The organism is Pantoea sp. SGAir0184 (assembly GCF_043544755.1).
Genome location: NZ_CP028050.1, coordinates 2,489,167 through 2,515,052 on the forward strand (window position 1 = coordinate 2,489,167; position 25,886 = coordinate 2,515,052).

The 25,886-nt window shown below is 55.7% G+C and carries 25 protein-coding genes and 1 pseudogene; 16 read left to right on the forward strand and 10 right to left on the reverse strand.

What is annotated here, in order from left to right; genetic code table 11:
• Nucleotides 1-199 precede the first annotated feature (199 nt).
• The 5 genes from C1N60_RS11720 to C1N60_RS11740 all read left to right on the forward strand — a co-directional run bounded on the left by C1N60_RS11720 (nt 200) and on the right by C1N60_RS11740 (nt 3,258).
• Nucleotides 200-691, forward strand: a complete 492-nt coding sequence (locus tag C1N60_RS11720) for a nicotinamide-nucleotide amidohydrolase family protein (protein ID WP_058769659.1) — start codon at nt 200-202, stop codon at nt 689-691.
• Nucleotides 692-1,009: 318 nt separating this feature from the next.
• Entirely contained in the window at nt 1,010-1,177 is a 168-nt protein-coding gene (locus tag C1N60_RS11725; RefSeq protein ID WP_394521751.1) for a con-10 family general stress protein, read from the forward strand.
• A 158-nt stretch (nt 1,178-1,335) separates the two neighbouring features.
• Complete coding sequence (locus C1N60_RS11730; protein WP_021506331.1) at nt 1,336-1,809, forward strand: YciE/YciF ferroxidase family protein; 474 nt, start codon at nt 1,336-1,338, stop codon at nt 1,807-1,809.
• 27 nt (nt 1,810-1,836) lie between these two features.
• Nucleotides 1,837-2,352 carry a ferritin-like domain-containing protein gene (locus C1N60_RS11735; RefSeq protein ID WP_394520872.1) on the forward strand — a complete coding sequence of 172 codons (516 nt, stop codon included), beginning with the start codon at nt 1,837-1,839 and terminating at the stop codon, nt 2,350-2,352.
• A 36-nt stretch (nt 2,353-2,388) separates the two neighbouring features.
• A complete protein-coding gene (locus C1N60_RS11740; protein ID WP_058757631.1) occupies nt 2,389-3,258 on the forward strand; it encodes a manganese catalase family protein in 870 nt (289 codons plus the stop codon).
• A gap of 239 nt (nt 3,259-3,497) precedes the next feature.
• Here C1N60_RS11740 and C1N60_RS11745 read toward each other — a convergent pair whose 3' ends face one another.
• Nucleotides 3,498-3,674, reverse strand: a complete 177-nt coding sequence (locus C1N60_RS11745; RefSeq protein WP_164861041.1) for a hypothetical protein — start codon at nt 3,672-3,674, stop codon at nt 3,498-3,500.
• 95 nt (nt 3,675-3,769) lie between these two features.
• Nucleotides 3,770-4,333, reverse strand: a complete 564-nt coding sequence (locus C1N60_RS11750) for a hypothetical protein (protein WP_059010359.1) — start codon at nt 4,331-4,333, stop codon at nt 3,770-3,772.
• A gap of 456 nt (nt 4,334-4,789) precedes the next feature.
• On the opposite strand from C1N60_RS11750, the gene umuC reads away from it, so the two are divergent.
• The 4 genes from umuC to dcuR all read left to right on the forward strand — a co-directional run bounded on the left by umuC (nt 4,790) and on the right by dcuR (nt 9,212).
• Entirely contained in the window at nt 4,790-6,058 is a 1,269-nt protein-coding gene (umuC, locus tag C1N60_RS11755; RefSeq protein WP_021506336.1) for a translesion error-prone DNA polymerase V subunit UmuC, read from the forward strand.
• Between the two features lie 156 nt (nt 6,059-6,214).
• Nucleotides 6,215-6,751 carry a peptide-methionine (S)-S-oxide reductase MsrA gene (msrA, locus tag C1N60_RS11760; RefSeq protein ID WP_021506337.1) on the forward strand — a complete coding sequence of 179 codons (537 nt, stop codon included), beginning with the start codon at nt 6,215-6,217 and terminating at the stop codon, nt 6,749-6,751.
• Between the two features lie 114 nt (nt 6,752-6,865).
• Complete coding sequence (locus tag C1N60_RS11765; protein ID WP_348878802.1) at nt 6,866-8,500, forward strand: sensor histidine kinase; 1,635 nt, start codon at nt 6,866-6,868, stop codon at nt 8,498-8,500.
• On the forward strand, nt 8,493-9,212 hold the full coding sequence (gene dcuR / locus C1N60_RS11770) for a two-component system response regulator DcuR (RefSeq protein ID WP_021506339.1): 720 nt from the start codon (nt 8,493-8,495) through the stop codon (nt 9,210-9,212). The genes C1N60_RS11765 and dcuR overlap by 8 nt, the downstream gene beginning before the upstream one ends.
• On the opposite strand, the gene C1N60_RS11775 is transcribed toward dcuR, so the two are convergent.
• Both C1N60_RS11775 and C1N60_RS11780 read right to left on the reverse strand, forming a co-directional pair.
• Nucleotides 9,206-10,171 carry an FAD:protein FMN transferase gene (locus C1N60_RS11775; RefSeq protein WP_152391094.1) on the reverse strand — a complete coding sequence of 322 codons (966 nt, stop codon included), beginning with the start codon at nt 10,169-10,171 and terminating at the stop codon, nt 9,206-9,208. The genes dcuR and C1N60_RS11775 overlap by 7 nt on opposite strands.
• Nucleotides 10,172-10,221: 50 nt before the next feature.
• Entirely contained in the window at nt 10,222-13,002 is a 2,781-nt protein-coding gene (locus C1N60_RS11780; protein ID WP_021506341.1) for a flavocytochrome c, read from the reverse strand.
• A 605-nt stretch (nt 13,003-13,607) separates the two neighbouring features.
• Here C1N60_RS11780 and C1N60_RS11785 point away from each other — a divergent pair.
• Nucleotides 13,608-15,119: an anion permease gene (locus tag C1N60_RS11785; RefSeq protein WP_058769656.1), complete on the forward strand. Its 1,512-nt coding sequence runs from the start codon at nt 13,608-13,610 to the stop codon at nt 15,117-15,119.
• Between the two features lie 164 nt (nt 15,120-15,283).
• On the forward strand, nt 15,284-16,927 hold the full coding sequence (gene fumA, locus C1N60_RS11790) for a class I fumarate hydratase FumA (protein WP_058769655.1): 1,644 nt from the start codon (nt 15,284-15,286) through the stop codon (nt 16,925-16,927).
• Nucleotides 16,928-16,998: 71 nt separating this feature from the next.
• Here the strand turns inward: fumA and C1N60_RS11795 are convergent, their stop codons facing one another.
• Together C1N60_RS11795 and C1N60_RS11800 are read right to left on the reverse strand one after the other, a co-directional pair.
• Complete coding sequence (locus tag C1N60_RS11795) at nt 16,999-17,163, reverse strand: hypothetical protein (RefSeq protein ID WP_021506344.1); 165 nt, start codon at nt 17,161-17,163, stop codon at nt 16,999-17,001.
• A gap of 167 nt (nt 17,164-17,330) precedes the next feature.
• Nucleotides 17,331-18,851: an acetaldehyde dehydrogenase ExaC gene (locus C1N60_RS11800; protein WP_394520873.1), complete on the reverse strand. Its 1,521-nt coding sequence runs from the start codon at nt 18,849-18,851 to the stop codon at nt 17,331-17,333.
• Nucleotides 18,852-19,123: 272 nt separating this feature from the next.
• Between C1N60_RS11800 and C1N60_RS11805 the strand changes: the two genes are divergently transcribed.
• Nucleotides 19,124-19,687: a class I SAM-dependent methyltransferase gene (locus C1N60_RS11805; protein ID WP_021506346.1), complete on the forward strand. Its 564-nt coding sequence runs from the start codon at nt 19,124-19,126 to the stop codon at nt 19,685-19,687.
• On the opposite strand, the gene C1N60_RS11810 is transcribed toward C1N60_RS11805, so the two are convergent.
• Nucleotides 19,675-20,388: a glutamine amidotransferase gene (locus C1N60_RS11810; protein WP_394520874.1), complete on the reverse strand. Its 714-nt coding sequence runs from the start codon at nt 20,386-20,388 to the stop codon at nt 19,675-19,677. The genes C1N60_RS11805 and C1N60_RS11810 overlap by 13 nt on opposite strands.
• 187 nt (nt 20,389-20,575) lie before the next feature.
• On the opposite strand from C1N60_RS11810, the gene C1N60_RS11815 reads away from it, so the two are divergent.
• Both C1N60_RS11815 and C1N60_RS11820 read left to right on the forward strand, forming a co-directional pair.
• A complete protein-coding gene (locus C1N60_RS11815; protein WP_136547911.1) occupies nt 20,576-21,460 on the forward strand; it encodes a DMT family transporter in 885 nt (294 codons plus the stop codon).
• Nucleotides 21,461-21,506: 46 nt separating this feature from the next.
• Complete coding sequence (locus C1N60_RS11820) at nt 21,507-22,868, forward strand: CoA transferase (protein ID WP_394520875.1); 1,362 nt, start codon at nt 21,507-21,509, stop codon at nt 22,866-22,868.
• Between the two features lie 4 nt (nt 22,869-22,872).
• On the opposite strand, the gene C1N60_RS11825 is transcribed toward C1N60_RS11820, so the two are convergent.
• Together C1N60_RS11825 and C1N60_RS11830 are read right to left on the reverse strand one after the other, a co-directional pair.
• Nucleotides 22,873-23,430, reverse strand: coding sequence for a TorD/DmsD family molecular chaperone (locus C1N60_RS11825; RefSeq protein ID WP_021506350.1), 558 nt, complete (start codon nt 23,428-23,430; stop codon nt 22,873-22,875).
• Nucleotides 23,431-23,457: 27 nt separating this feature from the next.
• Nucleotides 23,458-23,799: pseudogene (locus C1N60_RS11830) on the reverse strand (phosphatase); the annotation flags it as partial.
• A 252-nt stretch (nt 23,800-24,051) separates the two neighbouring features.
• Between C1N60_RS11830 and C1N60_RS11835 the strand changes: the two are divergent.
• Both C1N60_RS11835 and C1N60_RS11840 read left to right on the forward strand, forming a co-directional pair.
• A complete protein-coding gene (locus C1N60_RS11835; protein WP_394520876.1) occupies nt 24,052-24,312 on the forward strand; it encodes a type II toxin-antitoxin system RelE family toxin in 261 nt (86 codons plus the stop codon).
• Between the two features lie 73 nt (nt 24,313-24,385).
• Nucleotides 24,386-24,751 (forward strand): helix-turn-helix domain-containing protein, encoded by a 366-nt coding sequence (locus tag C1N60_RS11840; RefSeq protein ID WP_394520877.1) that lies wholly within the window; start codon nt 24,386-24,388, stop codon nt 24,749-24,751.
• Between the two features lie 45 nt (nt 24,752-24,796).
• On the opposite strand, the gene C1N60_RS11845 is transcribed toward C1N60_RS11840, so the two are convergent.
• Nucleotides 24,797-25,855 (reverse strand): GTP pyrophosphokinase, encoded by a 1,059-nt coding sequence (locus C1N60_RS11845; RefSeq protein ID WP_394520878.1) that lies wholly within the window; start codon nt 25,853-25,855, stop codon nt 24,797-24,799.
• Nucleotides 25,856-25,886: the final 31 nt, after the last annotated feature.

Genomic DNA, 25,886 nt, shown 5'->3' on the forward strand with positions numbered 1-25,886 from the left:
TCATGTCGCTCCGGTTATTCCCTCTTCGTTCTGAATTTTAAGCTTAGCGGTAAACGCCGGGAGCTTCGGTAACAGTTTAATTCGGCTGAGCAGCGGTGCAGAAATTACTCCTATAATTCGGATGCACGCCGCTGGCAATGCATATGAGCAGCGGCAGAGACGGCGTTTATTAATTTCACTCTGACAAGGGATACAGAATATGGATGAAGAACTGGTTAATTTAGCGACCGAAGTGGGTAATAAATTACTGGCCGCCGGCCTGAGCGTCACCACCGCCGAATCCTGCACCTCTGGCTGGGTCGGTTCCGCGCTGGCGGCCGCCAGCGACAGTAGCCGCTTTTACAGCAGCGGCTTTATTACTTACACCAATCAGGCGAAGCAGCGCGTGCTGGGCGTCAGCGCAGAGACGCTGGCGCGTGATACCGCCGTCAGTGAAGCCGCGGTACGGGAGATGGCCTGCGGCGCGAAAAAGCTCTCCGGGGATACGCTGGCTATTGCCGTCAGTGGCTATGCCGGCCCGGACGGCGGTGAGGACGGCACGCCAGCCGGCACCGTGTGGTTTGCATGGTGTCTGGCAGATGGCAGCGTGCACACCAGCCGGCAGTGGTTTTCAGGTGAAGGTGAAGAAGTGGTGCGCAAAGCAACCCTTTTTAGTCTGGCGGAATTGAACCGTCTGCTCGACGCTATTTAGCGCCGCTTCGCCGTTCAATGATTAAACGTCAATAAAATAAGCCAGGCGGATGAAATTTCCACCTAAGGAAAATGTGTAGAGAATAAATAATCATCAGGCAGATTAAAAGCGAGACCGTAATATGGACCGGCTCGCTAAAAATTGCGTGGTTATTTTACACCACAATCTCCAGCCTTCTCATTAATATAGCGTTAGCGAGGCGTGAAAAATATAACCGTCGCGCTTGTCAGTGAAGCAGCCTGCATTAGTATTAAGTGTGCAAAACATGCATGGCGGCAGATGCGTCATGTTATTTATTACTCATCACGAGGTAATAGTATGACAGAGCATAGAGGCGGTTCAGGTAATTTCGCAGAAGACAAAGTGAAAGCATCTGAAGCGGGTAAAAAAGGCGGACAAAACAGCGGCGGTAATTTCAAAAACGACCGTGAGAAAGCGTCCGAAGCCGGCAAAAAAGGCGGACAGAATAGCCATCGCGATTCCTGATGCGCTGTAACGCAGAGTAAGGAATGTCTCGGAGCAGGGAATGCTCCGTCATCAACAGGATGACAGGGATTTATTGCTTCGTTTCATTCCCTCTCTTTAATCGCGTTATCACTTAATGGCTTCAGCCTCCCGTTAATCACCGATTCGGAGAATATTTCATGAAAGTTAAATCGCTACTCGATCTTTTTATTCACGATCTTTCGGACGTTTACAGCGCGGAGAAACAGATCACCCGTGCGTTACCCAAACTGGTCCGGGCAGCCTCCGATGAAAGTTTAAAAAACGCTTTTCAGCAACATCTGGAAGAGACCCAGGGACAAATTGAGCGCCTCGATCAGGTCGTAGAGAGCCACGATGAGCTGCGCATCATGCGTATGAAGTGCCACGCGCTGGAAGGCCTGGTCGAAGAAGCGCAGGAGCTGATTGAATCCACCGAAGCCGGCCCGGTGCGCGATGCTGGCCTGATCGGCGCAGCGCAGAAGGTTGAGCACTACGAAATTGCCACTTACGGCACGCTGGTGGCCATGGCGAAAAAGCTGGAGCTGAACCAGGCCGCAGAGTTGCTGGCTGCCACGCTGGCAGAAGAAAAATCCACCGATGAAAAACTCACGGATATCGCGGAAAAACAGTAACGCGACTGCCGTACAACGGAGGTAGATATGACGACCACATCCGCACTCTCGCATTATCACGACTGGCTGCGCGACGCTCACGCCATGGAAAAACAGGCCGAAACCATGCTCGAGCAGATGGCAAAACGCCTGGAAAACTACCCGCAACTGCGGGCCCGCATTGAGCAGCATATCGAAGAAACCCGTCAGCAGCAGTCTCTGCTGGAATCCATTCTCGACCGCCACGGTATTTCCCACTCCAGCGTGAAAGACGTGATGGGGAAAATGGCCGCCATGGGCCAGGCGTTTGGCGGTAACTTCGCGGAAGACGAAGTGGTGAAAGGCGCTATCAGCGGCTACGTGTTCGAGAATGCCGAGATTGGCAGTTACACCAGCCTGATCAGCGCCGCCACGCGTGCCGGGGATGAGGAGAGCGTGGCCATTCTCAAACAGATCTGTGAGCAGGAGATCGCGATGGCGGACTGGATGTTAACGCACATGCCTGAACTGACCGATCAGTTCCTGCTGCGCAGCGAAGACCCGGACGCGAAAGCGAAACGCTGATTTTCTCTTTTCGTAAGAGACTTTTTGAGGTGAGCTATGTTTCGACACGTTAAGAAATTGCAGTACACGGTGCGCGTCAGTGCGCCGAACCCGGGCCTGGCCAATCTGCTGTTAGAGCAGTTTGGCGGTCCGCAGGGCGAACTGGCTGCGGCCATGCGCTATTTTACCCAGGGCCTCGGCGATGAGGATTTAGGACGCCGCGACCTGCTGATGGATATCGCTACCGAGGAGCTCAGCCATCTTGAGATTATCGGCTCGCTGGTTGGCATGCTCAATAAAGGCGCCAAAGGCAAGCTGGCCGAAGGCACTGAAGAGGAAGGCGAACTGTATCGCTCAATCACGGGTGCCGGTAACGATAGCCATCTGACTTCGATTCTTTATGGCGGTGGTCCGCCGCTGACCAACTCCGGCGGCGTGCCATGGACCGCGGCTTACGTGGATACTATCGGGGAAGTGACGGCCGATCTGCGTTCAAATATCGCCGCCGAAGCGCGCGCCAAAATCATCTATGAACGCCTGATCAACGTCACTGACGATGTCGGCGTTAAGGATGCGTTAGGCTTCCTGATGACGCGTGAAGCCGCGCACCAGCTTTCGTTTGAGAAAGCGCTGTACTCCATTCGCGACAACTTCCCACCGGGCAAGCTGCCGCCAATTGAGCAGTATGCGCACAACTACTACAACATGTCAGAAGGTGATGACGTGCGTGGTAGCTGGAACTCCGATGACAACTTCGATTATGTGGCCGATCCGCAACCGGCGGTGGATGGCGGCGATGGTCTGCCTTCTGTGACGCTGTCGCCGGATGAGCAGCGCGACATTGACGCGCTGGCCGCACGCACCGCGTCCGATCCGCTGATCGATCCGATCACCGGGGCGGAAGCAGGCAGCAAGAAGGCGCCCTGACGTTCAGTCAGACCAGGCAGTGACACGTTTTTTTCTCGCGCAGTAACTGGCCCCTGGCCCACGGCGTTTCCCTGACGGGAACGCCGTTTTTTTCGTCCTGCTGCCATAAATTCTTCCGAACAGCTTTCCACCGGGATGCGTTTATACCTGTGTCCGGCCTGCTAAAAACTCAGGCATGTAAAGCAAAAAAGCTCCCGGGACAGGAGCTTTGATTCTGCTAACGATGCGATTGCATATTGTTAACTGGCGATTCGAGCCTTCGCTGACGGCTTCTCCGGACCAATAACGTCCGCGTCTTTTTCGGCAAAACCTACTCCGGCAAGCTTCGCACCATCAATGGAAGACCAGAAAGCGACTGAACGTTTGGCAGCAGTCATCGCCCTGGATGAATCAATTTTTTTACTTTGCTTAATCATGATGCCTCCTGAAGTTCCTGCTGTGATCATAATTTACCCTACCCTTGTTTATTTATCAAACAGGATGCTGAATCCCTGCATTCATTCACTCTTCCTCAAAAAAACCGCCTCACTTTCTCGCGTATTTTATCTTGTATTTCTTCTACCGATGAGGACATTTTATCAGGAGCATCAAATACGAAAGCAAACCCATACGATCGGTATCGGGTCTGAGCCTCGGGAACAGGGTCGCAGATATGCACGTCATCCAAACCCACCATTGCGCAAAAAGTCGTGGCATATACCAGCGCTATAATAAAGACTTTACCTGATAATGATGTCTCTTTATCAGCAATAAAATTTTCCAGCATACAAATAGCAAACTCGTCACGCAGCATGTCATATTTACAAATAATAACAGCATGCAGTGCTTCGGGGTCTGCATAGTCAACGACCTTGAGGCTTATATCTAATATCCCTTTGTCATTTGCTGTCCCCTGATAGCGCTTCATTCCCCACGCCCAGTTGAGCTTACTCCCCGTAATGCCTGCGGCAAGGGATTGCTTATCCGCTTCGCTCAATACGCCAGTGGTGATATTTTCCCAGTTAAAGCTTTTAATAATACGTTGCGTTAAGTTGAGACAGTAATCGTGAACTTCCTGTATTGATAAATCGCTCACACCTATAGCCTTGCAACCGAATAAATATAGAACTATTTTAAGATAAACACATCCCGATTTAGATGATCAGAATCAAATGAGAACTTGAAATTAAATTCAGTGAGAGGTAAGCAAAAACCTTATTTATTTATATTACTTATACTGCCAAAAACGTTGAGCAAAATAGCGTTACTTTACTTTTTAATCTCACGGTTAAGCGGGTTTATGGTTTACTACTGATTATCCTTCAGACTGTTAATTTTTTCACAGGAATGCATGCGACCAGGCAGGCTTGCTGGCGTTTCGACGCATTAGACTGGGATACGGAAATGTCATAAAAATTTTGTCTCTCAGAGACCGTTCAGTTAGTAACTTGCTCCAGCTCGCACATTCGGCAATGCACAATCCTGCCGCTTGATCTTTACTACACTTCCGGCACATACTGTTTTTATATACAGTATTTTCAGGGTACCGATGATGTATGCATTGGTCGACGTAAACTCTTTCTACGCCAGCTGCGAAACCGTGTTTCGCCCGGATCTGCGCGGCAGGCCGATCGTGGTGCTGTCAAACAATGATGGCTGCATTATCTCGCTGAGCCGCGAAGCGAAGGCGCTCGGCATCAAAATGGGTGCGCCCTGGTTTAAACATCGCGACGAGCTGATGCGTCATCAGGTGGTGGTGTTTTCATCTAACTATGCGCTGTACGGCAACATGTCGGCGCGCGTGATGGAGACGCTCGACCGGCTGGCGCCGCGCGTAGACGTCTATTCGATTGATGAGGCCTTTCTTGATGTCAGCGGAATTGAAGGCTACACCTCGCTGACGCGCTTTGGACAGCAGGTACGTGACTGCCTGTGGAAAGAGACGCACCTGAAAGTGGGCGTCGGCATCGCGCCAACGAAAACCCTCGCCAAGCTGGCTAACTGGGCGGCCAAACGCTGGACCAAAGCCGAAAACGTCATGGACCTCTCTGATCCGGCGCGCCAGCGCGGCCTGATGCAGCGGGTGGGCGTAGAGGAAGTGTGGGGCGTCGGCCGCCGTTTATCGAACAAGCTGAACCTGATGGGCATTCAAACCGCTCTGCAGCTGGCGGAGACCCCCACAGCGCTGATCCGCAAGCATTTCGGCGTGGTGCTGGAGCGCACCGTGCGCGAGCTGCGCGGCGAACCCTGCCTGGCGTTTGAAGAGGTGATTCCGCACCGGCAAAATATCCTCTGCTCGCGCTCGTTTGGCGATCGCATTACCGACTATCAGGATATGCGCGAAGCCATCGCCAGCTATGCGGCACGCGCAGCGGAGAAACTGCGCAGCGAGCGCCAGTATTGCCGCTACATCGGCACCTTTATCCGCACCAGCCCGCACGATCCGCATCAGCCCTACTATGCCAATGCCGCCAGCCAGACGCTGATTACCCCTACCGCCGACAGCCGCGACATCATTCAGGCCACGCTCAACTGCCTGGATCGCATCTGGATCCCCGGCAAGCGCTACCTGAAAGGCGGCGTAATGCTGGGCGACTTTTTCAGCGACGGGGTGGCGCAGCTTGATCTGTTTGCTGACTATCAGCCGCGCCGTAACAGCGATCAGCTGATGGCGCTGATGGATAAGATCAACGCCCACCAGCGCGGTGCCTTGTGGTTTGCCGGTCAGGGCATTCAGAAACCCTGGGCGATGAAACGCGACATGCTGTCTCCGGCTTACACCACGCGTATTAGTGACGTGCCGCGCGTGAAGGCAAAGTGATGCTGCACGCCACCAGCCCAGGCCGTTTACGCGTGATGAGCGAGCAGCGGCGGGCTAAGCCGCGCCGGGTTGCGCCAGAAATGTTAACAGAAAGCGGCTTGAATTCAGCGTGCTGAACCCCCACTCTAACGCTTTCGCCCTGACAGGAGTAAAACAATGGCAACCGAATATGCGATTATCGCGGGTGGCTGTTTCTGGTGCACCGAAGCAGTATTTAAAGATGTGATTGGCGTCGAGTCAGTCGAAAGTGGTTACACCGGCGGTGAACGTCCTAATCCCACCTACGAGCAGGTGTGCAGCGGCGCGACCGGCCACGCCGAAGCGATTCGCGTAGGCTTCGATCCGGAGAAAGTGAGCTACGGCGATCTGCTGGACATCAGCTTTGCCACCCACGATCCCACTCAGCTGAACCGTCAGGGTAATGATGTCGGCACCCAGTACCGTTCGGCGATTTTCCCGGCTAACGCGGAACAGGAAGCCGAAGCGATTGCGGCAATTGCCCGCGCGCAGGAAGATCACAGCGTGCCGGTGGTGACCACCATCGAGCCGCTGAAAGCCTGGTACCCGGCAGAAGATTATCATCAGGATTACTGGGATGGTGCCGGCCAGCGCAACGGTTACTGCCTGGCGGTGATCCCGCCGAAGCTGCAGAAACTGCGTAAAAGCTTCGCTAACCGGGTGAAACAGGGTTAACCCGCCCGCTCTCCCCCACGGAAGGTCGTCATCGCTGACGGCCTTCCTGCATTTAGCGCGACCCGCTGCGGATTATCCGTCATAATAGCCCCCCGTTTTCCGCAGAGCACGATCATGACCTCTCCACAGCAAGCCACGCCGGCGCGCAGGCGACCGATGAAGCTCAACACCCTGGTGACGCTAATGCTCAGCGCGGTGATTGTGCTGGTGCTGCTGAGCGTACACATGTTTTATTTCTTCCAGATTGGGGCCGCGACGCGCAGCCAGCTGGAGGATAAAGCCATGGCGGTAGCGCGCACGCTGGCGAAATCCCCCGAAATTCAGCAGGCGCTGCGCCTGCCGCCCGATCGGGCCGCTATCCAGCCCATCGCCAAAGCGGTGGAAGAGAGCAACCATCTGCTGTTTATCAGCATCACCAACATGGATGGCATCCGCTACTCGCACCGTAATCCGGAGCTGGTGGGCAAACACTTTATCGGCCCGGACATCGAACCGGCGCTGCGCGGCAACGAGAATGTCTCCGTGAATCAGGGCTCGCTGGCCAAATCGCTGCGCGTGTTTACCCCGGTGTATGACGCCCAGCAGCGGCAGATTGGCGTGGTGGCTATCGGCATCTCGCTGGAGGCGGTCACCGACCAGATCAACCAGAGTCGCTGGAGCATTCTGTGGACCATTCTGATCGGCACTTTTGCCGGCGCGGTTGGCACCTTCATTCTGGTGCGCGTGCTGAAGCGTATCCTGTTCGGCCTCGAGCCATACGAAATTTCCACCCTGTTTGAGCAGCGCCAGGCGATCCTTAACTCCGTCAAGGAAGGCGTGGTGGCGATGGACGATCAGGGCGAGGTGACGCTGGTCAATCAGGCGGCGCGCCAGTTGCTGAGCGATAAAATGGGCAGCAGCGTAGTGAGTACCGCGCGCATTTATGATGCCTCGGTGATCGACCAGCATCTGCAGGAAGTGCTGCACAGCGGTCGCGCACGGCGCGATGAGGAGCTCAACGTCAATGGCCGTCTGCTGCTGAGCAACACCGTGCCGGTGCGCAGTCAGGGACGCATTATCGGCGCGGTCTGCACCTTCAGGGACAAGACCGAAATCAGCCAGCTGATGCAGCGTCTGACCGGCATGGTAAACTATGTTGATGCCCTGCGTGAGCGCTCGCACGAGTTCATGAATAAGCTGCATGTGATCCTCGGCCTGCTGCACATGAAAAATTATGCGCAGGTAGAAGCCTATATTCTGAAGACCGCTAATAACTATCAGACGGAAATCGGCTTCCTGCTGGAGAAGATCAAATCACCGGTGATTGCCGGTTTTCTGCTCAGCAAAATTAACCGCGCCTCTGATTGCGGCCATCGTCTGACCATCAGCGATGCCAGTTACCTGCCGGACAGCGGCAACGAGCAGCAGATGGCGGCGCTGATCACCGTGGTCGGCAACCTGGTGGAGAATGCGCTGGATGCGATGAGTGAGCAGACCGAGGGCGAAATCCACGTCATGCTGCACTATCAGAACGGCTGGCTGACCTGTGAAGTGAGCGATGACGGACCGGGTATTGCGCCGCAGCATCTGGCAACCGTGTTTGACAAGGGCTTCTCTACCAAAGGCGAGGATCGCGGGGTCGGCCTGTTCCTGCTGAAACAGCAGACGGAGCACCTCGGCGGCAGCGTCAGCGTGGAGTCCGAGCCCGGCGTGTTCACCCAATTTTTAGTCCAACTTCCGTGGGATGGAGGAACCAAACCGCATGATTAACGTGTTAGTGGTCGACGATGACGCCATGGTGGCCGAGCTGAACCGCAGCTTTATCGGCCAGGTACCGGGCTTTCACTGCGTGGGTACCGCCGCGACGCTGCAGCAGGCGCGCGAGTTCCTGTTTAATAGCGAAACGCCGATCGACCTGGTGCTGCTGGATATCTATATGCAGCAGGAGAACGGGCTCGATCTGCTGCCGGAGCTGCGCCAGGCGCAGAGTTCAGTAGAAGTGATCATCATTTCGTCAGCGGCCGACGCGGAGAACATCAAAACCTCGCTGCACTACGGCGTAGTCGACTACCTGATCAAACCGTTCCAGTTCCCGCGTTTTGAAGAGGCGCTGACCGGCTGGCGGCAGAAAAAATCGCTGATGGACAATCAGCACTACTATCAGCAGTCGGACCTCGATCTGCTGATGCACGGCAGCCCGGCCACCCAGCACGACAACAAACGGCTGCCGAAAGGCTTAACGCCGCAGACGCTGCGCACGCTGTGTCAGTGGATTGACGCCCATCCCGGCCATGAGTTTTCCACCGACGAGCTGGCGGCAGAGGTGAACATTTCGCGCGTTTCGTGTCGCAAATACCTGATCTGGCTGGCGCAGATTAATATCCTGTTCACCAGCATTCACTACGGTGCCACCGGCCGCCCGGTGTATCGCTATCGCCTGCAGCCGGAGTACCATTCGCTGCTGCAGCAGTACTGTCAGTGACGCAGCTGCCAGCTGAAATCCAGCTGGCTGAAGCGGAAATGGCGCGCCGGTGAGCAGATAATCTGCCGATCGCGGGTGACAAACACCGCGTCGATGTCAGGCTGGCCGGCGAGATACGCCAGCCCCTGCTCTACGCCCATGCCGTACAGCAGCGTGGTATAGATATCGCCATCCAGCGAGCGATCGGCAATCACCGTCACGCTCAATAACTCATTGTCCAGCGGATAGCCGGTGCGCGGATCAAAGATGTGATGCCAGCAGCGGCCGTCGCGTTCAAAGTAGCGCTCATAAATCCCGGACGTCACCACCGATTTGCCCTGCACCTGCAGCGTACCCAGCAGTTCATCGTCCCGGCCAAACGGTTTTTTGAGCCCGATACCCCAGCCCTGCGGCTGATGCGGCGGGCTGCCCAGCGTCTGCACATTGCCACCGAGATTAATCAGCGCCTGCGCAACACCCTGCTGACGCAGAAATGCCTGCACCACATCGGCGATGTAGCCTTTCGCAATGGCGCCCAGATCGATCTCCATGCCCGGCAGCGGCAGAAACACCGAGTGCTGTTCGGCATCCAGTACCACCTGATGCGGATCGGTCAGGCGCAGCAGCGTCTCAATCTCCGCTGCGGGCGGCACTTCACGCCCCTGAAAACCAATCTTCCAGCGTTTCACCACCGGACCGATGGTGAAGTTAAACGCGCTGTCCGGCAGGATGCTCACCGCGTGCGCCACGCTAATCAGCGCAAAAACCGGCGCGCTCACCACCACCGGATGGCGTCCGGCTGCCTGATTAATGGCCATCACTTCAGATTCGGCGCGGTTGACGGTAAACAGGTTTTCCTGCTGTTTGATCAGGCGAAAGACCTGGCTGGCCAGCGTGGGATTGTCTTCGAACAGTTTAAGCAGAATGGGCGAACCCATGAGGACGGCAGAATAGGAATGGACGCCAGCGTCGCTTGTCATTGTGGCCCCGCAAGAGAACGATGCCCGCAGGGCGCGGGCATCGTGATAGCTTAGTTACCTAACGCCAGTTTAGCGGCATTACGGCCCGCTTTGATACCAAAGATAATGATATCGGCGACGGCGTTACCGCCGATGCGGTTCGCACCGTGGATGCCGCCGACCACTTCACCCGCCGCCCAGGCACCAGGAATCACCTGTTTCTGTGCGTCAAGCACCGCGGTCTCAGTGTTGATGGTCACGCCGCCCATGGTGTGGTGCACGCCCGGTGCGATACGAATCGCGAAGAACGGCCCCTGATTGAGCGGATGACGCAGCGCGGTGGCACGGCCAAAGTCTTCGTCTTTCTGGTTAATCACAAACTCATTGTAACGGCCCAGCGTGCTTTGCAGCGTTTCCTGATCCATGTTGAGTTTCACCGCCAGCTCGTGGGGCGTCGGCGCGCTAATCACAAAGCCTTTGGCGATGTATTCGTCCGCCGCTTTGTTGTTGGCACGTACCTGCTCATCGAACACGATCCACGCGCTTTTTTCCGGCAGCGCGATAATCTCGGCAGAAACTTTGTCACGGGTTTCCATTTCATTGTAGAAACGCTTACCGGCCTGGCTGACCAGAATCGCCCCGCCGCCGCGCATCGCTTCGGAAATCAGGTACGAGGTGGTCTGCTCAACGGTTGGGTGGATTTGGATTTCGCCCATGTCGACAGTCTCGGCGCCAATTTTCTGCAGCATGGCGATACCGCTGCCGGTGGCGCCTTTGTGGTTGGTGGTGACGAAACCATCCAGCTCCGGACGGTATTTCACCACCATCTCGCGGTTAGCACTGAAGCCACCGGTGGCCACAATCACGCTTTTCGCATTCAGGATGCGGCTGTCGTTGTACTCATCGACCACTTTCACGCCGGTCACCGCACCGTTTTCAAACAGGATCTCGGCCACTGAGGTTTCCAGCAGCACTTCGATGTTGCGCTGGTTAACGTTTTTCACCAGGCCGCTAATCAGGAAGCCGCCCACCGCCGAGCGATCTTCCGGACGGTGCGTACGGTCAATGCTCATGCCGCCGGTGATGGTGATATCACTCAGCTCAATGTCTTTCGCCGCCAGCCACTCAATGGCTTCTGGCGCACGCTCAACGAACTCACGCAGCAGCACCGGATTGTTTTTGAATTTGCCGCCTTTCAGCGTTTCCTCGTAGAACAGCTCTTTGCTGTCTTCGATGCCTTTCAGTTTCTGATAACGGGTTTCCGCGGCATTCATCCCCACCGACGCTTTGATGGTGTTACCGCCAATGGTGGGCATCTTCTCAATGATCACCACGCGCGCGCCGTCATCGTGTGCCTGAATCGCCGCCGCCAGACCGGCACCGCCGGTACCGACCACCACCACATCGTAGTTGACCGGCGCATTCGGGTTACCGCCCTCTTCAATCACATACTCTTTGCTGGAGGTGGTCAGCGCGCGCGATACCGCTTTCTTCAGCGCCTCACTCTGCGTGGTAGCGCCGGTGATGGCATCGACGTGCGGGCTGTTCGCCACCAGAATACGTTCACGCAGGCTTTCAAAGGTGCTGGTGAAATCGACGTCGAGGTTAGGATCCGGCACCAGCGAGATGTCGGTGATACGGTCGGTGTCAAGCGTTACGTTGATTTTCAGCTTCAGCGCTTCGGCTTCCACTTTCGCCTGGTAAACGCCGGCTTTGTACTTACGATGGCCATCGCTGACGTCACGGATCATCGCATCCACCAGCGAGAAGCGCCACAGCGGTTCCGGAATGGTCAGCGCTTCGCGTTTGGTGCTATCGATGTACAGATCCATGTGCTCGTTTTTGATGATGCGATCGGCCCAGTCCGGATAGGCAATACAGGCTTTACCAATCGCCACCAGATCGAAGCCCGAGGCCAGCGCCAGTTCGGCATCCTCTTTGTTCACCACGCCGCCAACGCCAATCACCGGCACTTTCGCCAGCGTCGCCGAGCGCTGTTCAATGTATTTGCTGATTAACGGCGTCGGATCCTGGGTGTCGACAATCGACGGACGCAGCAGCTGGCCGACGGAGAAGTGCACGTAATCCAGCCCGCGCGCCGCCAGTTTTTCCAGCAGGTACAGCGTGTCGTCCCAGCGGATACCGGGCACTTCCAGCTCTTCCGGTGAGAAGCGATAGCCGATGATGAAATCCGCTGCGGCGAAGCGCTCCGCCATTTTGTGGGTGATTTCCAGCACTTCCAGCGGGAAGCGCGCGCGGTTATCGCGGCTGCCGCCCCATTTGTCGTCACGCTGGTTAGAGTTAGGCGAGTAGAACTGCTGAATCAGGTAGGTGTTAGCGCCGTGGATCTCCACGCCGTCGAAGCCGGCTTTGATGGCGCGGTTCACCGCATCACCAAACTTGGTGATCATCACCTCCACTTCTTCCGCCGTCAGCGCCTGCGGGGTGCTGGCACCTTCACGTGGCGCGGCGATAGCGCTGGGCGCGACCGGGGTTTTCCCGCCGATCAGCGCGGGCTCAACCATGCGGCCGCCGTGGTAAATCTGCAGAATGGCTTTGGAACCTTGGGACTTGATGGCGTGCGCGATTCTGGCCAGACCAGGGATTTTGTTGTCGCTGTCGATGCCGATAGCGCCCGGGAACGCCGGACCGCGGTTATCGATAAAGGCGCACTCGACGATCACGGTGCCGATGCTGCCGGCACGCACGCGATAATATTCAACGAGATCGCTGGTCACGCCGCCGTCGTAATAGCCGGTACAGGTGGTCATCGGGGCCATCACCAGGCGGTTTTTCAGCACCGCCCCTTTCGGTAATGTCAGCGGATTAAGAATCGGGGTGAGCGTATTCATGATGAGCAACTCCAGAATTAAGAAATCGTGTATTCAATTCTTTGGCAGTTCGGAGGTCTTTATAATTAATTTAAGTGGTCCGACTTCATGGTATAAATATACCATTTTATTTAGTTACATAACCCAGAATGTTAGTTATATAAGTTTTACGCGTGAAAATACTTTTTATTGCTCATTGCTGAAATCCGCGCTCCGCTAAGTTTTAACCAATACTTGACAAAAATCAACTTTTTCCTTACATTTAAAACAAATGACGTAATATCAAAGAGATAAAAAGCACCTTTCGACCGATTCTGGCGGTATTTTTGCCGTTCCGTTCACTTTTAACACATATTTTACACCTGTTGGTTCATTTATTACGGCGCAAAACGTTAAAACAAAAAACCCGCTAATAATTTTATTGATCCAGATCAAAATAGATATTTTAATTAATCGCATCATAGCGTCATTCAATTGATAATTCGCGAAGCAAAATTGCAATAACGAAGATTCATGTAAAAGACACTTTAAAACGTCCCGGTTGATCTGCTACAAGCGTTTCGTAACTAAAAAAATCAACCCGACCGGGCCGTCAATCGCATTCCCATAACTTGCAGACCAAAACTATGAATACACAAACAACCCAGAGTGAACCCCTAAAGGCGCCACCTGCCGCACCGGGGAAAAAGAACCGGCTAGTCATGTTGTGCCTGCCGATCGTGGTTGCCGTGCTGTTGCTGCTGGTGCCCACCCCTGCCGGGCTGGAGCCGTACGCGTGGCACTTCTTCGCCATCTTCGTCGGGGTGATTGTCGGCCTGATCTTCGAACCGCTGCCGGGCGCGGTCATCGGCCTGACCGGTGTGGTGATCATCGCGCTGTTCAGCCAGTACGTGCTGTTCAGCCCGGCAGAACTGGCCGATCCGAAGTTCAAAACGGCCGGACAGGCGTTTAAATGGGCGGTGAGCGGCTTCGGCAACTCCACCGTGTGGCTGATTTTCGGCGCCTTCATGTTTGCCGCCGGCTACGATAAAACCCAGTTCGGTCGCCGCCTGGCGCTGATTCTGGTGAAATATCTCGGCCGTCGCAGCCTGACGCTCGGCTATGCCATCACCTTTGCCGACCTGCTGCTGGCACCGTTTACGCCGTCCAACACCGCGCGCAGCGGCGGGACTATCTACCCCATCATTGCCAACCTGCCGCCGCTGTACGGTTCTAAACCTAACGACCCAAGCGCACGCAAAATTGGTTCTTACCTGATGTGGGTTGCTATCACCGCCGCCTGTATCACCAGCTCAATGTTCCTCTCCGCGCTGGCCCCTAACCTGCTGGCGCTGGCGCTGGTAAAAAGCGTGGTTGGCTTTGATATCTCGTGGGGCATGTGGTTCCTCGCCTTCCTGCCGCTGGGTATCCTGCTGATTCTCACCATGCCGCTGCTGGCTTACTGGCTCTATCCACCAGAAGTAAAAGTGAATGACGAAGTGCCACGCTGGGCCAAAGCCGAGCTGGAGAAACTGGGTCCGCTGTCGCGCAATGAAATTCTGCTGCTGGTGTTCGTGGTCGCTGCGCTGATGATGTGGATCTTCGCCACTGCGTGGATTGAACCGGCGATGGCCGCCCTGCTGGTTATCGTGCTGATGCTGTGGACCGGCGTGCTGAACTGGAACGACATCACCAGCAACAAAGCCGCCTGGAACACCTTTGCCTGGTTTGCCACGCTGGTCGCGCTGGCTGATGGTCTGGCGCGCGTAGGCTTCATCGCCTGGCTGGGTAAAGAGGGTGCGCTGCTGCTGCACGGCTACGACCCGCAGGTGTCTGCGGTGGTACTGCTGGTGGCCTTCTACCTGCTGCACTATCTGTTCGCCAGCACCACGGCGCACACCACCGCCCTGCTGCCTGCCATGCTGACCATTGCCGCCTCGATTCCGGGCATCAACATGCCGGTGTTCTGTCTGATGATGTGTACCTCACTGGGTGTGATGGGCATTATCACCCCGTACGGCACGGGCCCAAGCCCGATTTACTACGGTAGCGGCTACCTGCCAACCAAAGACTACTGGCGTCTCGGTACCATCTTTGGTGCCCTGTTCCTGGTGGCGCTGATGGTCATTGCCTATCCGTGGATGGTGATGATGTTCTGATGATGTTGCTTTGATGTTAAAAACGCAGCCGCGTAACAACGTTAAAGTGGTATGATACTCGCCAGTCAGCTCTTGCCGCGGACTGGCGAGAGAAAATCGAATAACAGATCGCCTAATTTGTCGCCCGTCATGCTGGCGGGCAACACGAAGCTAAGTGAGCCAACATGTCGAACAAACCCTTCTACTACCAGAATCCCTTTCCTCTCGCCAAAGATGATACCGAGTACTATCTGCTGAGCCGCGACCATGTTTCGGTGGCCAACTTTGACGGCGAAGAAGTCCTGAAAGTCGACCCGAAAGCGCTGACGCTGCTGGCGCAGCAGGCGTTCCACGATGCCTCTTTTATGCTGCGCGCGTCACATCAGCAGCAGGTGGCGTCGATTCTGGCGGACGATGAAGCCAGCCAGAACGACAAATACGTGGCGCTGCAGTTCCTGCGCAACTCGGAAATCGCCGCTAAGGGCGTGCTGCCGACCTGCCAGGACACCGGTACCGCCATCATCATGGGTAAAAAAGGCCAGCGCGTCTGGACCGGTGGCGGCGATGAAGCCGCGCTGTCTCAGGGCGTTTACAACACCTTTATCGAAGATAACCTGCGCTACTCGCAGAATGCGCCGCTCGATATGTACAAAGAGGTCAACACCGGCACCAACCTGCCGGCGCAGATCGATCTCTACAGCGTTGACGGCGACGAATACAAATTCCTGTGCATCGCCAAAGGTGGCGGTTCTGCTAACAAAACCTATCTGTATCAGGAAACCAAAGCGCTGATCACACCAGCGAAGCTGAAAAACTACCTGATTGATAAAATGATGTCGCTCGGCACGGCGGCCTGTCCGCCGTACCACATTGCATTTGTCATCGGCGGCACTTCCGCTGAGAGCACGCTGAAAACCGTGAAACTGGCGTCAACCCACTATTACGATTCGCTGCCGACCGAAGGCAACGAACACGGTCAGGCGTTCCGCGACGTGCAGCTGGAACAGGAACTGCTGGAAGCCTCGCAGAAACTCGGCCTCGGCGCGCAGTTTGGCGGTAAGTATTTTGCTCACGATATCCGCGTGGTGCGTCTGCCGCGTCACGGCGCATCCTGCCCGGTGGGCATGGGCGTTTCCTGCTCGGCTGACCGCAACATCAAAGCCAAAATTAACCGCGAAGGCATCTGGATCGAGAAGCTGGAAGACAACCCAGGCCGCTATATCCCGGAAGCGCTGCGTCAGCAGGGCGAAGGCGAAGTGGTCAGCGTCGATCTCAATCGCCCAATGAGCGAGATCCTCGCCCAGCTCTCCGCTTACCCGGTGGCAACGCGTCTGTCGCTGAACGGCACCATCATCGTGGCGCGTGATATTGCGCACGCCAAACTGAAAGAGCGCATCGACAACGGCGAAGGTCTGCCGCAGTACATCAAAGATCATCCGGTGTACTATGCGGGCCCGGCGAAAACGCCGGAAGGTTACGCGTCCGGTTCACTCGGTCCGACCACTGCTGGCCGCATGGACTCCTACGTCGATCTGCTGCAGGCTAACGGCGGCAGCATGGTGATGCTGGCCAAAGGTAACCGCAGCCAGCAGGTCACGGATGCCTGCCATAAACACGGCGGCTTCTATCTGGGCAGTATTGGCGGCCCGGCGGCGGTGCTGGCGCAGCAGAGCATTAAGAGTCTGGAGTGCGTGGAGTATGCCGAACTGGGCATGGAAGCGATCTGGAAAATTGAAGTGGAGAACTTCCCGGCGTTCATCCTGGTGGATGACAAAGGCAACGACTTCTTCCAGCAGATCCACAACCAGTGTGCTGCCTGCGTGAAATAAGCCGGCCTGCAATAAAAAAATCCGCGGCGTAAAAGCTGCGGATTTTTTTTGTCTGCCAGCCCCTGCGGCGCTCACACACCGCGCAGCTGCACGTCCAGCAACAGATCGGCATCGTCGTCGTTCTGGCCAATCACGTAGATTGCCTGGCGGCCCGGCAGATTTACGGTAATGATATTCTCTTCGACCGCATCCAGCACTTCGTCGTGCTGCTCCTGAAAGTGGTACAGGGTGTTCATCTTCTCTCCTTAAAAACGGTGCGTTACTGTATAAACTCACGTCTCTTAATATCGACAAGACGCGTCTTAATAACAGGGGGAATAATCTGTTTTTTCTGTCAGCACTGTGACAGGGCTGTGTGACGTTGCCATGAAGGCGGCAGCGGCGCGCACCGCTGCCGGTTAAATCAGAAAAAGCCGAGAGGCTGCGTACTGTAGCTGACCAGCAGATTTTTAGTCTGCTGGTAGTGATCGAGCATCATTTTGTGGGTTTCACGGCCAATCCCGGATTTTTTATAGCCGCCAAACGCGGCGTGCGCCGGATAGAGGTGATAGCAGTTGGTCCAGACGCGACCGGCTTTGATCGCGCGACCTACGCGGTAAGCACGGTTAATATCGCGCGTCCACACGCCCGCACCGAGGCCGTAAATCGAATCGTTGGCGATGGCAATCGCTTCCGCTTCGTCTTTAAAGGTCAGCACGCCGACCACCGGTCCGAAAATCTCCTCCTGGAAGACGCGCATGCTGTTATCACCTTTCAGCAGCGTCGGCTGAATGTAGTAACCGCTGGCAAACGCCTCACCGATTTTCTCCACCCCGCCGCCGTGCAGCACCTGCGCGCCCTCCTGCTGAGCAATCTCCAGGTAAGAGAGAATTTTGTCGAACTGCTGCTGCGACGCCTGCGCGCCGATCATGGTCTCAGTGTCGAGCGGATCGCCACGTTTAATGGTCTGGATGCGCTTCATCACCGCCGCCATAAACGGCTCAAAAATCGACTCCTGCACCAGCGCGCGTGACGGACAGGTACAGACTTCGCCCTGATTGAGGAAGCCCAGCACCACCCCTTCGGCCGCTTTTTCGATGAAGCTCTCCTCCGCCCGCATGATGTCTTCGAAGAAAATGTTGGGCGACTTGCCGCCCAACTCGACGGTGGACGGGATCAGGCTTTTTGCCGCCAGCTCAAGAATGTGGCCGCCGGTGGCGGTCGATCCGGTAAAAGCGATTTTGGCGATACCCGGATGCGAAGCCAGCGCCTCGCCGGCCTCTTTGCCGTAGCCGTGCACCACGTTAATCACGCCCGGCGGCACCAGGTCTTTAATCAGCTCCATCAACAGGGTAATGGAGAGCGGCGTCTGTTCGGCGGGCTTCAGCACCACGCAGTTACCGGCACCCAGCGCCGGCGCCAGTTTCCACGCCGCCATCAGCAGCGGGAAGTTCCACGGAATAATTTGTCCGACGACCCCAAGCGGCTCATGAAAGTGGTAGGCGGCGGTGAATTCGTCGATCTCTGCCGCGGTGCCTTCCTGGGCGCGCACGCAGCCGGCAAAGTAGCGGAAGTGGTCAACCGCCAGCGGCAAATCAGCCGCCAGGGTTTCACGCACCGGCTTACCGTTATCCCAGGTTTCATTGACCGCGATGGCTTCCAGATTGGCTTCCAGCCGGTCGGCAATTTTCAGCAGCAGCAGCGAACGCGACTGCGGCGAGGTTTTGCCCCATGCGTCCGCAGCGGCCTGCGCGGCGGCCACGGCGTTGTCGATATCCTGTTTATCCGAGCGCGGGAATTCGCCGATAGTCGAGCCGTTGATCGGCGTGGTGTTAACAAAATAGTTACCGTTTACCGGCGGAACAAATTCGCCGTTGATGAAGTTGCCATAACGCGATTGCAGATGGATGAGAGAACCGGTTTCTCCCGGAGCAGCGTAACGCATGGTGTTTCTCCTTGCGGGACAGAGTGGCGATTAACAACATTTAAACTTGTTATTAACATTGAGCGAACAATGCCAGCCTGTCAGATCGCTCAGCGGGAAACTGTGACCGCATCGAAGGAAAAGAGGGCATTAAGAAACGGCCCTGCCGTCACGTCATAACCTGCGCCTGTCACAGACAGATAATTCCGAGTTTGGCCATAAGCGTGAGGAAAAGCGGAACATGTGCGATTTGTGCGGTCAATATGAAGCAGACCCGTGAACAGGAGAACAAGATGCTGGCTTCAGCCCTGATGGTAATGCGCGCCAAAGCGAACTTCGTTCAGCAATTTATCCGCAATCCGCGCAAAATGGGCAGCATCACGCCCTCTTCAGCTGCCCTGTGTCGCGCCATGTGTGAAACGGTCAACTGGGAGCACAGCCTGCGCATTGCCGAGCTGGGCGCCGGCGACGGCGTGCTGACCCGTCATCTGCTGGCACATATGGCACCGCAGGCGCAGCTGGATGTGTTTGAAATCAGTCCCGAACTGGTAAAAGGGTTACGCCGCTGGAACGATGCGCGCATGCAGGTGCGCGCCTGCTCCGCAGAGTATCTGTCCGGGGAGTACGACGTGATTTTTTCCGGCCTGCCGCTGCTGTCGCTGCCGCCCGCAACACGCGACGCCATTCTCAGCGCGGTACATGAAGGACTGGGACCGCGCGGCGTGTTTGTCCAGTTTCAGTACACCTCGCTGACCCAGCCCAGCCTGTCACGCTACTTCACCTGGCAGCGCCAGCGGGTGCTGAAAAATATGCCACCCGCCTGGGTTTATCGCTGCACGCGGCATTACGCGCCCTGAGCCTGCGCCTGCGGGCGCGTTTGCTGCCAGAAACGCTGCAGCAGCTCGCGCGCCCAGTCTTCGCCTGACAGCTGCGCGCCATCATCGCTGACGCCGGAAGGCAGACAGGCGGTCATGATGTTATGGTCGAACTCCGGATGGAACTGCACTGACAGCGCCTGCGGCGAATAGCGCAGAATCTGGCAACCATCCAGCGCTGAACGCGCCAGCACCTGTGCCTGCGGCGGCGGTACCAGCACCGACTGCCGGTGCGACAACCACGCCGGGAAAGCCTCTGGCAACTGTGCCAGCCACGGATCGCGGTGCGGGGTGCGCGTCAGGGTTTTCAGCCCGCGCTCCCAGCCGTTCGGGTTATCGCCCACTTTACCGCCCAGCGCATAGGCCATCAGCTGATGACCATAGCAAACGCCGAGCAGCGGCAGTTGCGCGTCAATGGCCGCACGAATCCAGGCGGCGGTGCGCTCGCTCCAGTCGGCGTGATCGGTCACCATCGCCCACGAACCGCTAAGAACCGCGCCGCTGATGCCAGAGAAAGCCGGCAGCTCTTCCCCGAGATGCGGCCGCACAATGACATAATCATCCGGCTGTAGCGCCAGGGCTTCAATAAACCACTGCGGTTGTTCACCAATTTTTGCCACCACCTGCGGCGGCGGCGTTTCGAGTTGAATTAAAGCAAGGGGTAAGGTGCGGGTCTGTGTCATGCCGAATACGGTCCTCAAATGATCGTGTTTCGGACATCCACTCTGACAGTAATTTTGCGCCTTGTCCTGTATTTTTCTGGCATAAGCTCATGCCAGCGCGAAAAAAAGCACCGCCCGCCTGCGCTAACCGATCGCCTTCGTGCCATCATTAGACGGTGACAACCTTTCTCAAACCAAGGACAGCAGCGTGGCGGTGCGGCATTTTTTTCTGGTTCTGATGGTAGTTTGCATCTGGGCCTTCAATAACGTGGCGGTGAAATGGGGATTGCTGGAGCTTCCGCCGCTGTTTCTCACCTGGATGCGCTTTGTCGTGGTGGCCATCGTGCTGGTGCCGTTTTGCCGCATCACGCGCGCCCAGCTGCCGTGGCTGCTGACGCTGGCGTTTACCTTTGGCTTCATGCACTTTTCGCTGCTGTTTGTCGGCATGCGCTATACCGATGCCGGCACCGGCGCCATTGTGGTCCAGCTGGGTACGCCGATTGCCATGTTGCTGGCGATGGTGGTGCTGAAGGAGAAACTGCGGCTGGTGCAGCTGTGCGGTATCGCCATCTCGCTGGCCGGGGTGGTGGTGCTCTCCGGCAGCCCGACAATTCCGGCGTGGTGGGTGCTGTGTATTCTGCTGTGCAGCGCCACCGGCTGGGCGGTGAGCAACATGATTGTGAAAAAGTCGCCGCCGATTAAACCGCTGACGCTGACCGGCTGGATCTCCTTCCTTGCGGTGCCGATTGTCGGCGCGGCCTCGTGGCTGACTGAATCGCAGCAGTTTACCGCGCTGAGCCACGCCGGCTGGCGCGGCTGGTTTGGCATCCTGTACAGCGCCCTCGCCTCGTCGATTGTCGCCTACACGCTGTGGTATGCACTGCTGAAAAAATATAACGTCAACCTGATCATGCCCTACTCGCTGCTGACGCCGGTGCTGGCGGTACTGATGGGCGTGCTGGTGCTGGGCGACAGCATGAACAGCTTCAAAATTCTGGGTGCGTCGCTGGTGGTGCTGGGGACGACGATTGCGGTGATTAACCTGCGTAACCTGCGCATGCATGCCCGCTTTCCGCGTCTGCGCCGCCGCTAATCCACTCTGCTATGCTTGAAGCTCGCGTGTTTTCCGGAGGTTTAGCATGGATTCTCAACGCGCTGCCGCATTGTGGCAGCAACTGTGGCAGGGATTGCGGGGTGCGGAACACGCGCCGACGATCCACTTTCTTCAGACCGACAGCTTCCCCTCGGCTTTTGCCGTTAGCGAACTCGCCGCCACCAGCATCGGCCTCGCCAGCCAGGCGCTGAGCGATCTGCTGGAGCGTCCGGCCCCGGTCAGCGTCAACGTCCGGCTGGCCTCGCGCTGGTTTCAGCACAGCCTGACGCCGCTAAACCGTCCGCCAGCCGACAAGTGGGACGCGCTGGCCGGTGACTATCCGTGCGAGGATGGCTGGATCCGCCTGCACACCAACGCACCGCATCATCGCGCCGCCATGGCAAGCGTGCTGGGCGAGCACGCCGATCGGTCATCGCTGGCGGCGGTGGTGGCACGCTGGCAGGGACACGCGCTGGAGCAGGCCGTGGTCGACGCCGGCGGCTGTGCCGCCTGGATGCGCAGCGCACAGCAGTGGCAGCAGCACGCGCAGGGGCTGGCGGCAAGCGAAGAAGCGCTGATTGCCCAACGGGCAACCGGCGAAGCGCCCACGCCGGGCTGGGCGCTGCTGCCGGCGCGACCGCTGCTGGGCGTGCGGGTGCTGGATCTGACGCGCATCATTGCCGGACCGGTAGCGACCCGCTTTCTGGCCAGCCTCGGCGCGCAGGTGCTGCGCATCGATCCGCCCGGCTGGCGTGAACCGACGCTGGAAGAGGAGATCAACTGCGGCAAACGCTGCGCGCAGCTGGATATCAAAACCCGCGCCGGGCGCGATCGGCTGATTACGCTGCTACAGCATGCGGATGTGCTGGTGCACGGCTACCGCGCGGACGCACTGGAAAAGCTGGGGCTGGATGCGGAGAGCCGTCAGCGGCTGGCGCCGGGGCTGGTGGATGTCAGCCTCAACGCGTGGGGCTGGCACGGGCCGTGGCGCAACCGGCGCGGTTTTGACAGCCTGGTGCAGATGGCCTGCGGCATCGCCGAACAGGGCATGCGCTGGCAGGCAGGCGTTAAACCGACGCCGCTGCCGGTGCAGGCGCTGGATCACGCCACCGGCTATATGATGGCGGCCGCAGTGCTGGAAGGATTACGCCAGCGCCGCGTTAACGGCACCGGCTGGCAGGCGCGTTTGTCGCTGGCGCGAACCGCGCTGCTGCTTCAGCAGCACGGCGCGGCACCCCAAGGCGAACAGCGCGGCATTACGCCGCAGCCGCACGATGCGCTGAGCGCGCTGGAGATCAATCACTGGGGGATTGGCGAGCGCCTGCGCGCCGCGGCTTACCTGCCCGGTACGCCGATGCTGTGCGCGGCACCGGCGCAGCTGCCCGGCAGCAGCCATCCCTGCTGGTGACGACTCAGGCGTCGTCGCCCTCTTCACGCAGTTCGTCATACATCGCCTGAATCGCCTCACGGCTCAGCGCCGCCAGCGTGCGATAAAACGCGGTGGTGGCGTGGGCTTCCACTTTACCGAGGAAGGCGCCGCACCACGGCAGCAGATAGTCATCGAACAGCGCCAGCTGGGCCGCCGCCTCATCTTCCGCAGACTGATCTTCCAGCCAAGAGGCCGCCAGCAGCAGCACGCCAAAGTGATCGGCCGGCGACTCGCTCAGTGGCATACCGCGTGAGGTTAAAAACGCCCGCACCTCGGCTTCCTGCGGTCCGTTCGGCCACTGTGAGGCGTACGGCGGTACGCTGCAGTCGCTGCCGACGAACAGCGCGTTGTAATCCGCCGCCAGCGCCTGCGGATCGCTATTCTGCTGCAGCCGGGTCAGCAGTTCATCCTGCTCCAGCGGCCACTGATCTTTCAGTTTGCCTTCACGCAGCAGGGTGAACAGCGGCACCAGCAGCGGGTCCTGCGGCTGGCGATTAAACAGCGAGCCGATGACGCGGCAGAGAATGGAAAACTCATTCATGCAACAGAATTCCTTGAGGCAAAAAAGTTAAAAGTCGGCAAATTCCGCAATGTGTTTGCCGGTGCGCTGTTCGAGGAAGTCGAGCAGGCGACGCGGCGTGACATTTAACACGCGATCCTGCGGAAAATCCACTTCGCGCGTGATACGCAGGCAGTGTTCGAAATGGCCAAGCGTAAAGGCAGTGTGCGAATCGGAGCCGAACGCCAGCCGGCCACCGGCGTCACGCACCGCTTCCGCAATCGCGCGGCAGTTAGGTTCACTGCCAGGACGCGAATGGGTAAACGACGAGTTGTTGATCTCCAGCGCCACATCGTAGTGCGCGGCGGCTTCCGCGATGGCGCGAATATCCACCGGGAATTTCGGGTTGCCGAAAGTAATTTGTGAACACATCATACTTACCTGTTAAACCCTATGTCAATCAAGTAATTAAAGTACCTACTGGTTAGTAATCAACCATAAGACATAATGCAGTTCTTTACCAACCTTTCTGTATGTACACCTTTAAATCGCGTAAGAAAATTACATTAGATGATTAGATAAAATGATCTTGCAATGATTAGATATTGATCATACTATCTAATCATCCCAAGCGGGATATGTTCTTTAAAAATGAGGTGCGTAGTGGTTAAAGTGATCTGGTCTAAGCGTGCTTCTAAGCAGCTTCTCAAGATCGACAGACGCTACCAGAACACTATTTATCAGAAAGTTGGCGAGTTAGTTGCTTTCCCCTTAGTGACCTTAGACATTAAGAAACTTCAGGCAAGCGACAACCAGTACAGGTTACGTGTTGGAGACTACAGAGTACTTTTTGAATTAATATACGGTGAACCGGTAGTACTTAAAATCAAGGAAGTGGCACGAAGAACATCGAGTACTTACTAACTAAGCGGGGGTTTCCCCCGCTTCATTACGCACCTATGACATTTGCCGCGACTCATAGATACCCGGATAAATTATGTCAAAACAGTACATATACGATGAAGCAGGAAAACCACAGTTTGTGGTACTTCCTGTAGCAGAATACGAAAAGCTTCTCTCAAATGCTGATGGCGAATGGGAGAGTATACCTATTGAAGCTTCTGAAGATGATGACGAAACCGTACCCCATGAAGTGGTAGGAATCATGATTGATCAGGAAGTGAGCCTTCAGGCCGCCTGGCGTATCCATCGTGGTTTGAGTCAGTACGATGTAGCGGAAAAATTAGGTACTACTCAGAGTGCTATCTCTCAATTGGAACGTATAGAGAGTAAGCCGCAGAAGAAGACACGTGAACGGCTTGCAAAGCTTTATGATTGCCGTCCAGAACAGTTAGTACTCTAAAACATAAAAGCCACTGATTAGGTGGCCTTTTACTTGGGCAGAGTTTTATTGATTGTTCGCCGCAAAAGTCCGAACTAATTTTGCGGCTTCATCTTCTGACATGAAATGAGAGTAAAAATCTCTATATTTTTCAGCCTCTTCATCTTCCTCGTCACCAACCAAGGCCCAATTCATCGATTCTTTTTCACTCAGACCTTCGAAGTTACTAATAAGCATTATATCACGAAGAAAACCATAGATGTTATTCTCTGGAGAGTATTCCTTACACACCTCGACATAATTATCAGGAATAGCTTCGGCTAACAATTTGAAATCATTAAGACCTGAGAACTTTAACTCATCAATGACTTCTTTAGTTGTTGAGCCTCCCCAATCCCTTACTGGCTTTAACTCTAAACCTATTTTTTCTGCGATATCTTGAACAAATTTTAGGAGATTTATTGAGTTTATTTCTTGAGAGAATAGTTGATTTAAATCATTGCTTTTAATTGATTCCTTATATTCTTCAATAGCACTTACTATCTCAGAAAAGCCCTCATCCGCTATTTCAAGCATACCAGAAAACAAGTTTATTTTACGTTGTATTTGTAATGGCAAATTTGCCCCAAGCTTATAATTTCGATCATGAGTTAATTCTGCCCAAGCGTGTTGCAACATGGTTCTAACTTGAATTTCGCAGCTTAACCCCGAAATATACTCATACTCCCTCAAAGTATTTCTTTTTTCTCCAATATCACACACATAATGAACTGACCTATACCCTACTTTATCAGATGAAAGTCTACCTTCATTATCCATGCTATTATTAGAATCAATATTAAAAGTTGATCTTATAATGTCACTGACTTTTGCAATATCAGATTCAAGATATAAGATAACACGTACACCTGAAATATCAGTTAACTCTTCAATAGGATTTTTGTAGTTTTTTCTGCTTACCTTTTCAAGAATACCTTCTTTGCTTTTAGTTCTATAACTTATGGACAAGTATTCTATTTTATTTTGCTGTAGTAGATTTTCTATAATAAAAGCTATGTGTTTACCCAAAAGTTCAAACTTTGATAAGTTATCATCAATCCATGTATTAAAATTGAGTTCTTTCATTTTCTTCAACTCCACTCTAAGGTTTTATATA

Bases quoted from the DNA above. Each gene is read 5' to 3' on its own strand.
- C1N60_RS11720 (WP_058769659.1), top strand. From the start codon at position 200: ATGGATGAAGAACTGGTTAATTTAGCGACCGAAGTGGGTAATAAATTA.
- C1N60_RS11725 (WP_394521751.1), top strand. From the start codon at position 1,010: ATGACAGAGCATAGAGGCGGTTCAGGTAATTTCGCAGAAGACAAAGTG.
- C1N60_RS11730 (WP_021506331.1), top strand. From the start codon at position 1,336: ATGAAAGTTAAATCGCTACTCGATCTTTTTATTCACGATCTTTCGGAC.
- C1N60_RS11735 (WP_394520872.1), top strand. From the start codon at position 1,837: ATGACGACCACATCCGCACTCTCGCATTATCACGACTGGCTGCGCGAC.
- C1N60_RS11740 (WP_058757631.1), top strand. From the start codon at position 2,389: ATGTTTCGACACGTTAAGAAATTGCAGTACACGGTGCGCGTCAGTGCG.
- C1N60_RS11745 (WP_164861041.1), bottom strand. From the start codon at position 3,674: ATGATTAAGCAAAGTAAAAAAATTGATTCATCCAGGGCGATGACTGCT.
- umuC (WP_021506336.1), top strand. From the start codon at position 4,790: ATGTATGCATTGGTCGACGTAAACTCTTTCTACGCCAGCTGCGAAACC.
- msrA (WP_021506337.1), top strand. From the start codon at position 6,215: ATGGCAACCGAATATGCGATTATCGCGGGTGGCTGTTTCTGGTGCACC.
- C1N60_RS11765 (WP_348878802.1), top strand. From the start codon at position 6,866: ATGACCTCTCCACAGCAAGCCACGCCGGCGCGCAGGCGACCGATGAAG.
- dcuR (WP_021506339.1), top strand. From the start codon at position 8,493: ATGATTAACGTGTTAGTGGTCGACGATGACGCCATGGTGGCCGAGCTG.
- C1N60_RS11775 (WP_152391094.1), bottom strand. From the start codon at position 10,171: ATGACAAGCGACGCTGGCGTCCATTCCTATTCTGCCGTCCTCATGGGT.
- C1N60_RS11780 (WP_021506341.1), bottom strand. From the start codon at position 13,002: ATGAATACGCTCACCCCGATTCTTAATCCGCTGACATTACCGAAAGGG.
- C1N60_RS11785 (WP_058769656.1), top strand. From the start codon at position 13,608: ATGAATACACAAACAACCCAGAGTGAACCCCTAAAGGCGCCACCTGCC.
- fumA (WP_058769655.1), top strand. From the start codon at position 15,284: ATGTCGAACAAACCCTTCTACTACCAGAATCCCTTTCCTCTCGCCAAA.
- C1N60_RS11795 (WP_021506344.1), bottom strand. From the start codon at position 17,163: ATGAACACCCTGTACCACTTTCAGGAGCAGCACGACGAAGTGCTGGAT.
- C1N60_RS11800 (WP_394520873.1), bottom strand. From the start codon at position 18,851: ATGCGTTACGCTGCTCCGGGAGAAACCGGTTCTCTCATCCATCTGCAA.
- C1N60_RS11805 (WP_021506346.1), top strand. From the start codon at position 19,124: ATGCTGGCTTCAGCCCTGATGGTAATGCGCGCCAAAGCGAACTTCGTT.
- C1N60_RS11810 (WP_394520874.1), bottom strand. From the start codon at position 20,388: ATGACACAGACCCGCACCTTACCCCTTGCTTTAATTCAACTCGAAACG.
- C1N60_RS11820 (WP_394520875.1), top strand. From the start codon at position 21,507: ATGGATTCTCAACGCGCTGCCGCATTGTGGCAGCAACTGTGGCAGGGA.
- C1N60_RS11825 (WP_021506350.1), bottom strand. From the start codon at position 23,430: ATGAATGAGTTTTCCATTCTCTGCCGCGTCATCGGCTCGCTGTTTAAT.
- C1N60_RS11840 (WP_394520877.1), top strand. From the start codon at position 24,386: ATGTCAAAACAGTACATATACGATGAAGCAGGAAAACCACAGTTTGTG.
- C1N60_RS11845 (WP_394520878.1), bottom strand. From the start codon at position 25,855: ATGAAAGAACTCAATTTTAATACATGGATTGATGATAACTTATCAAAG.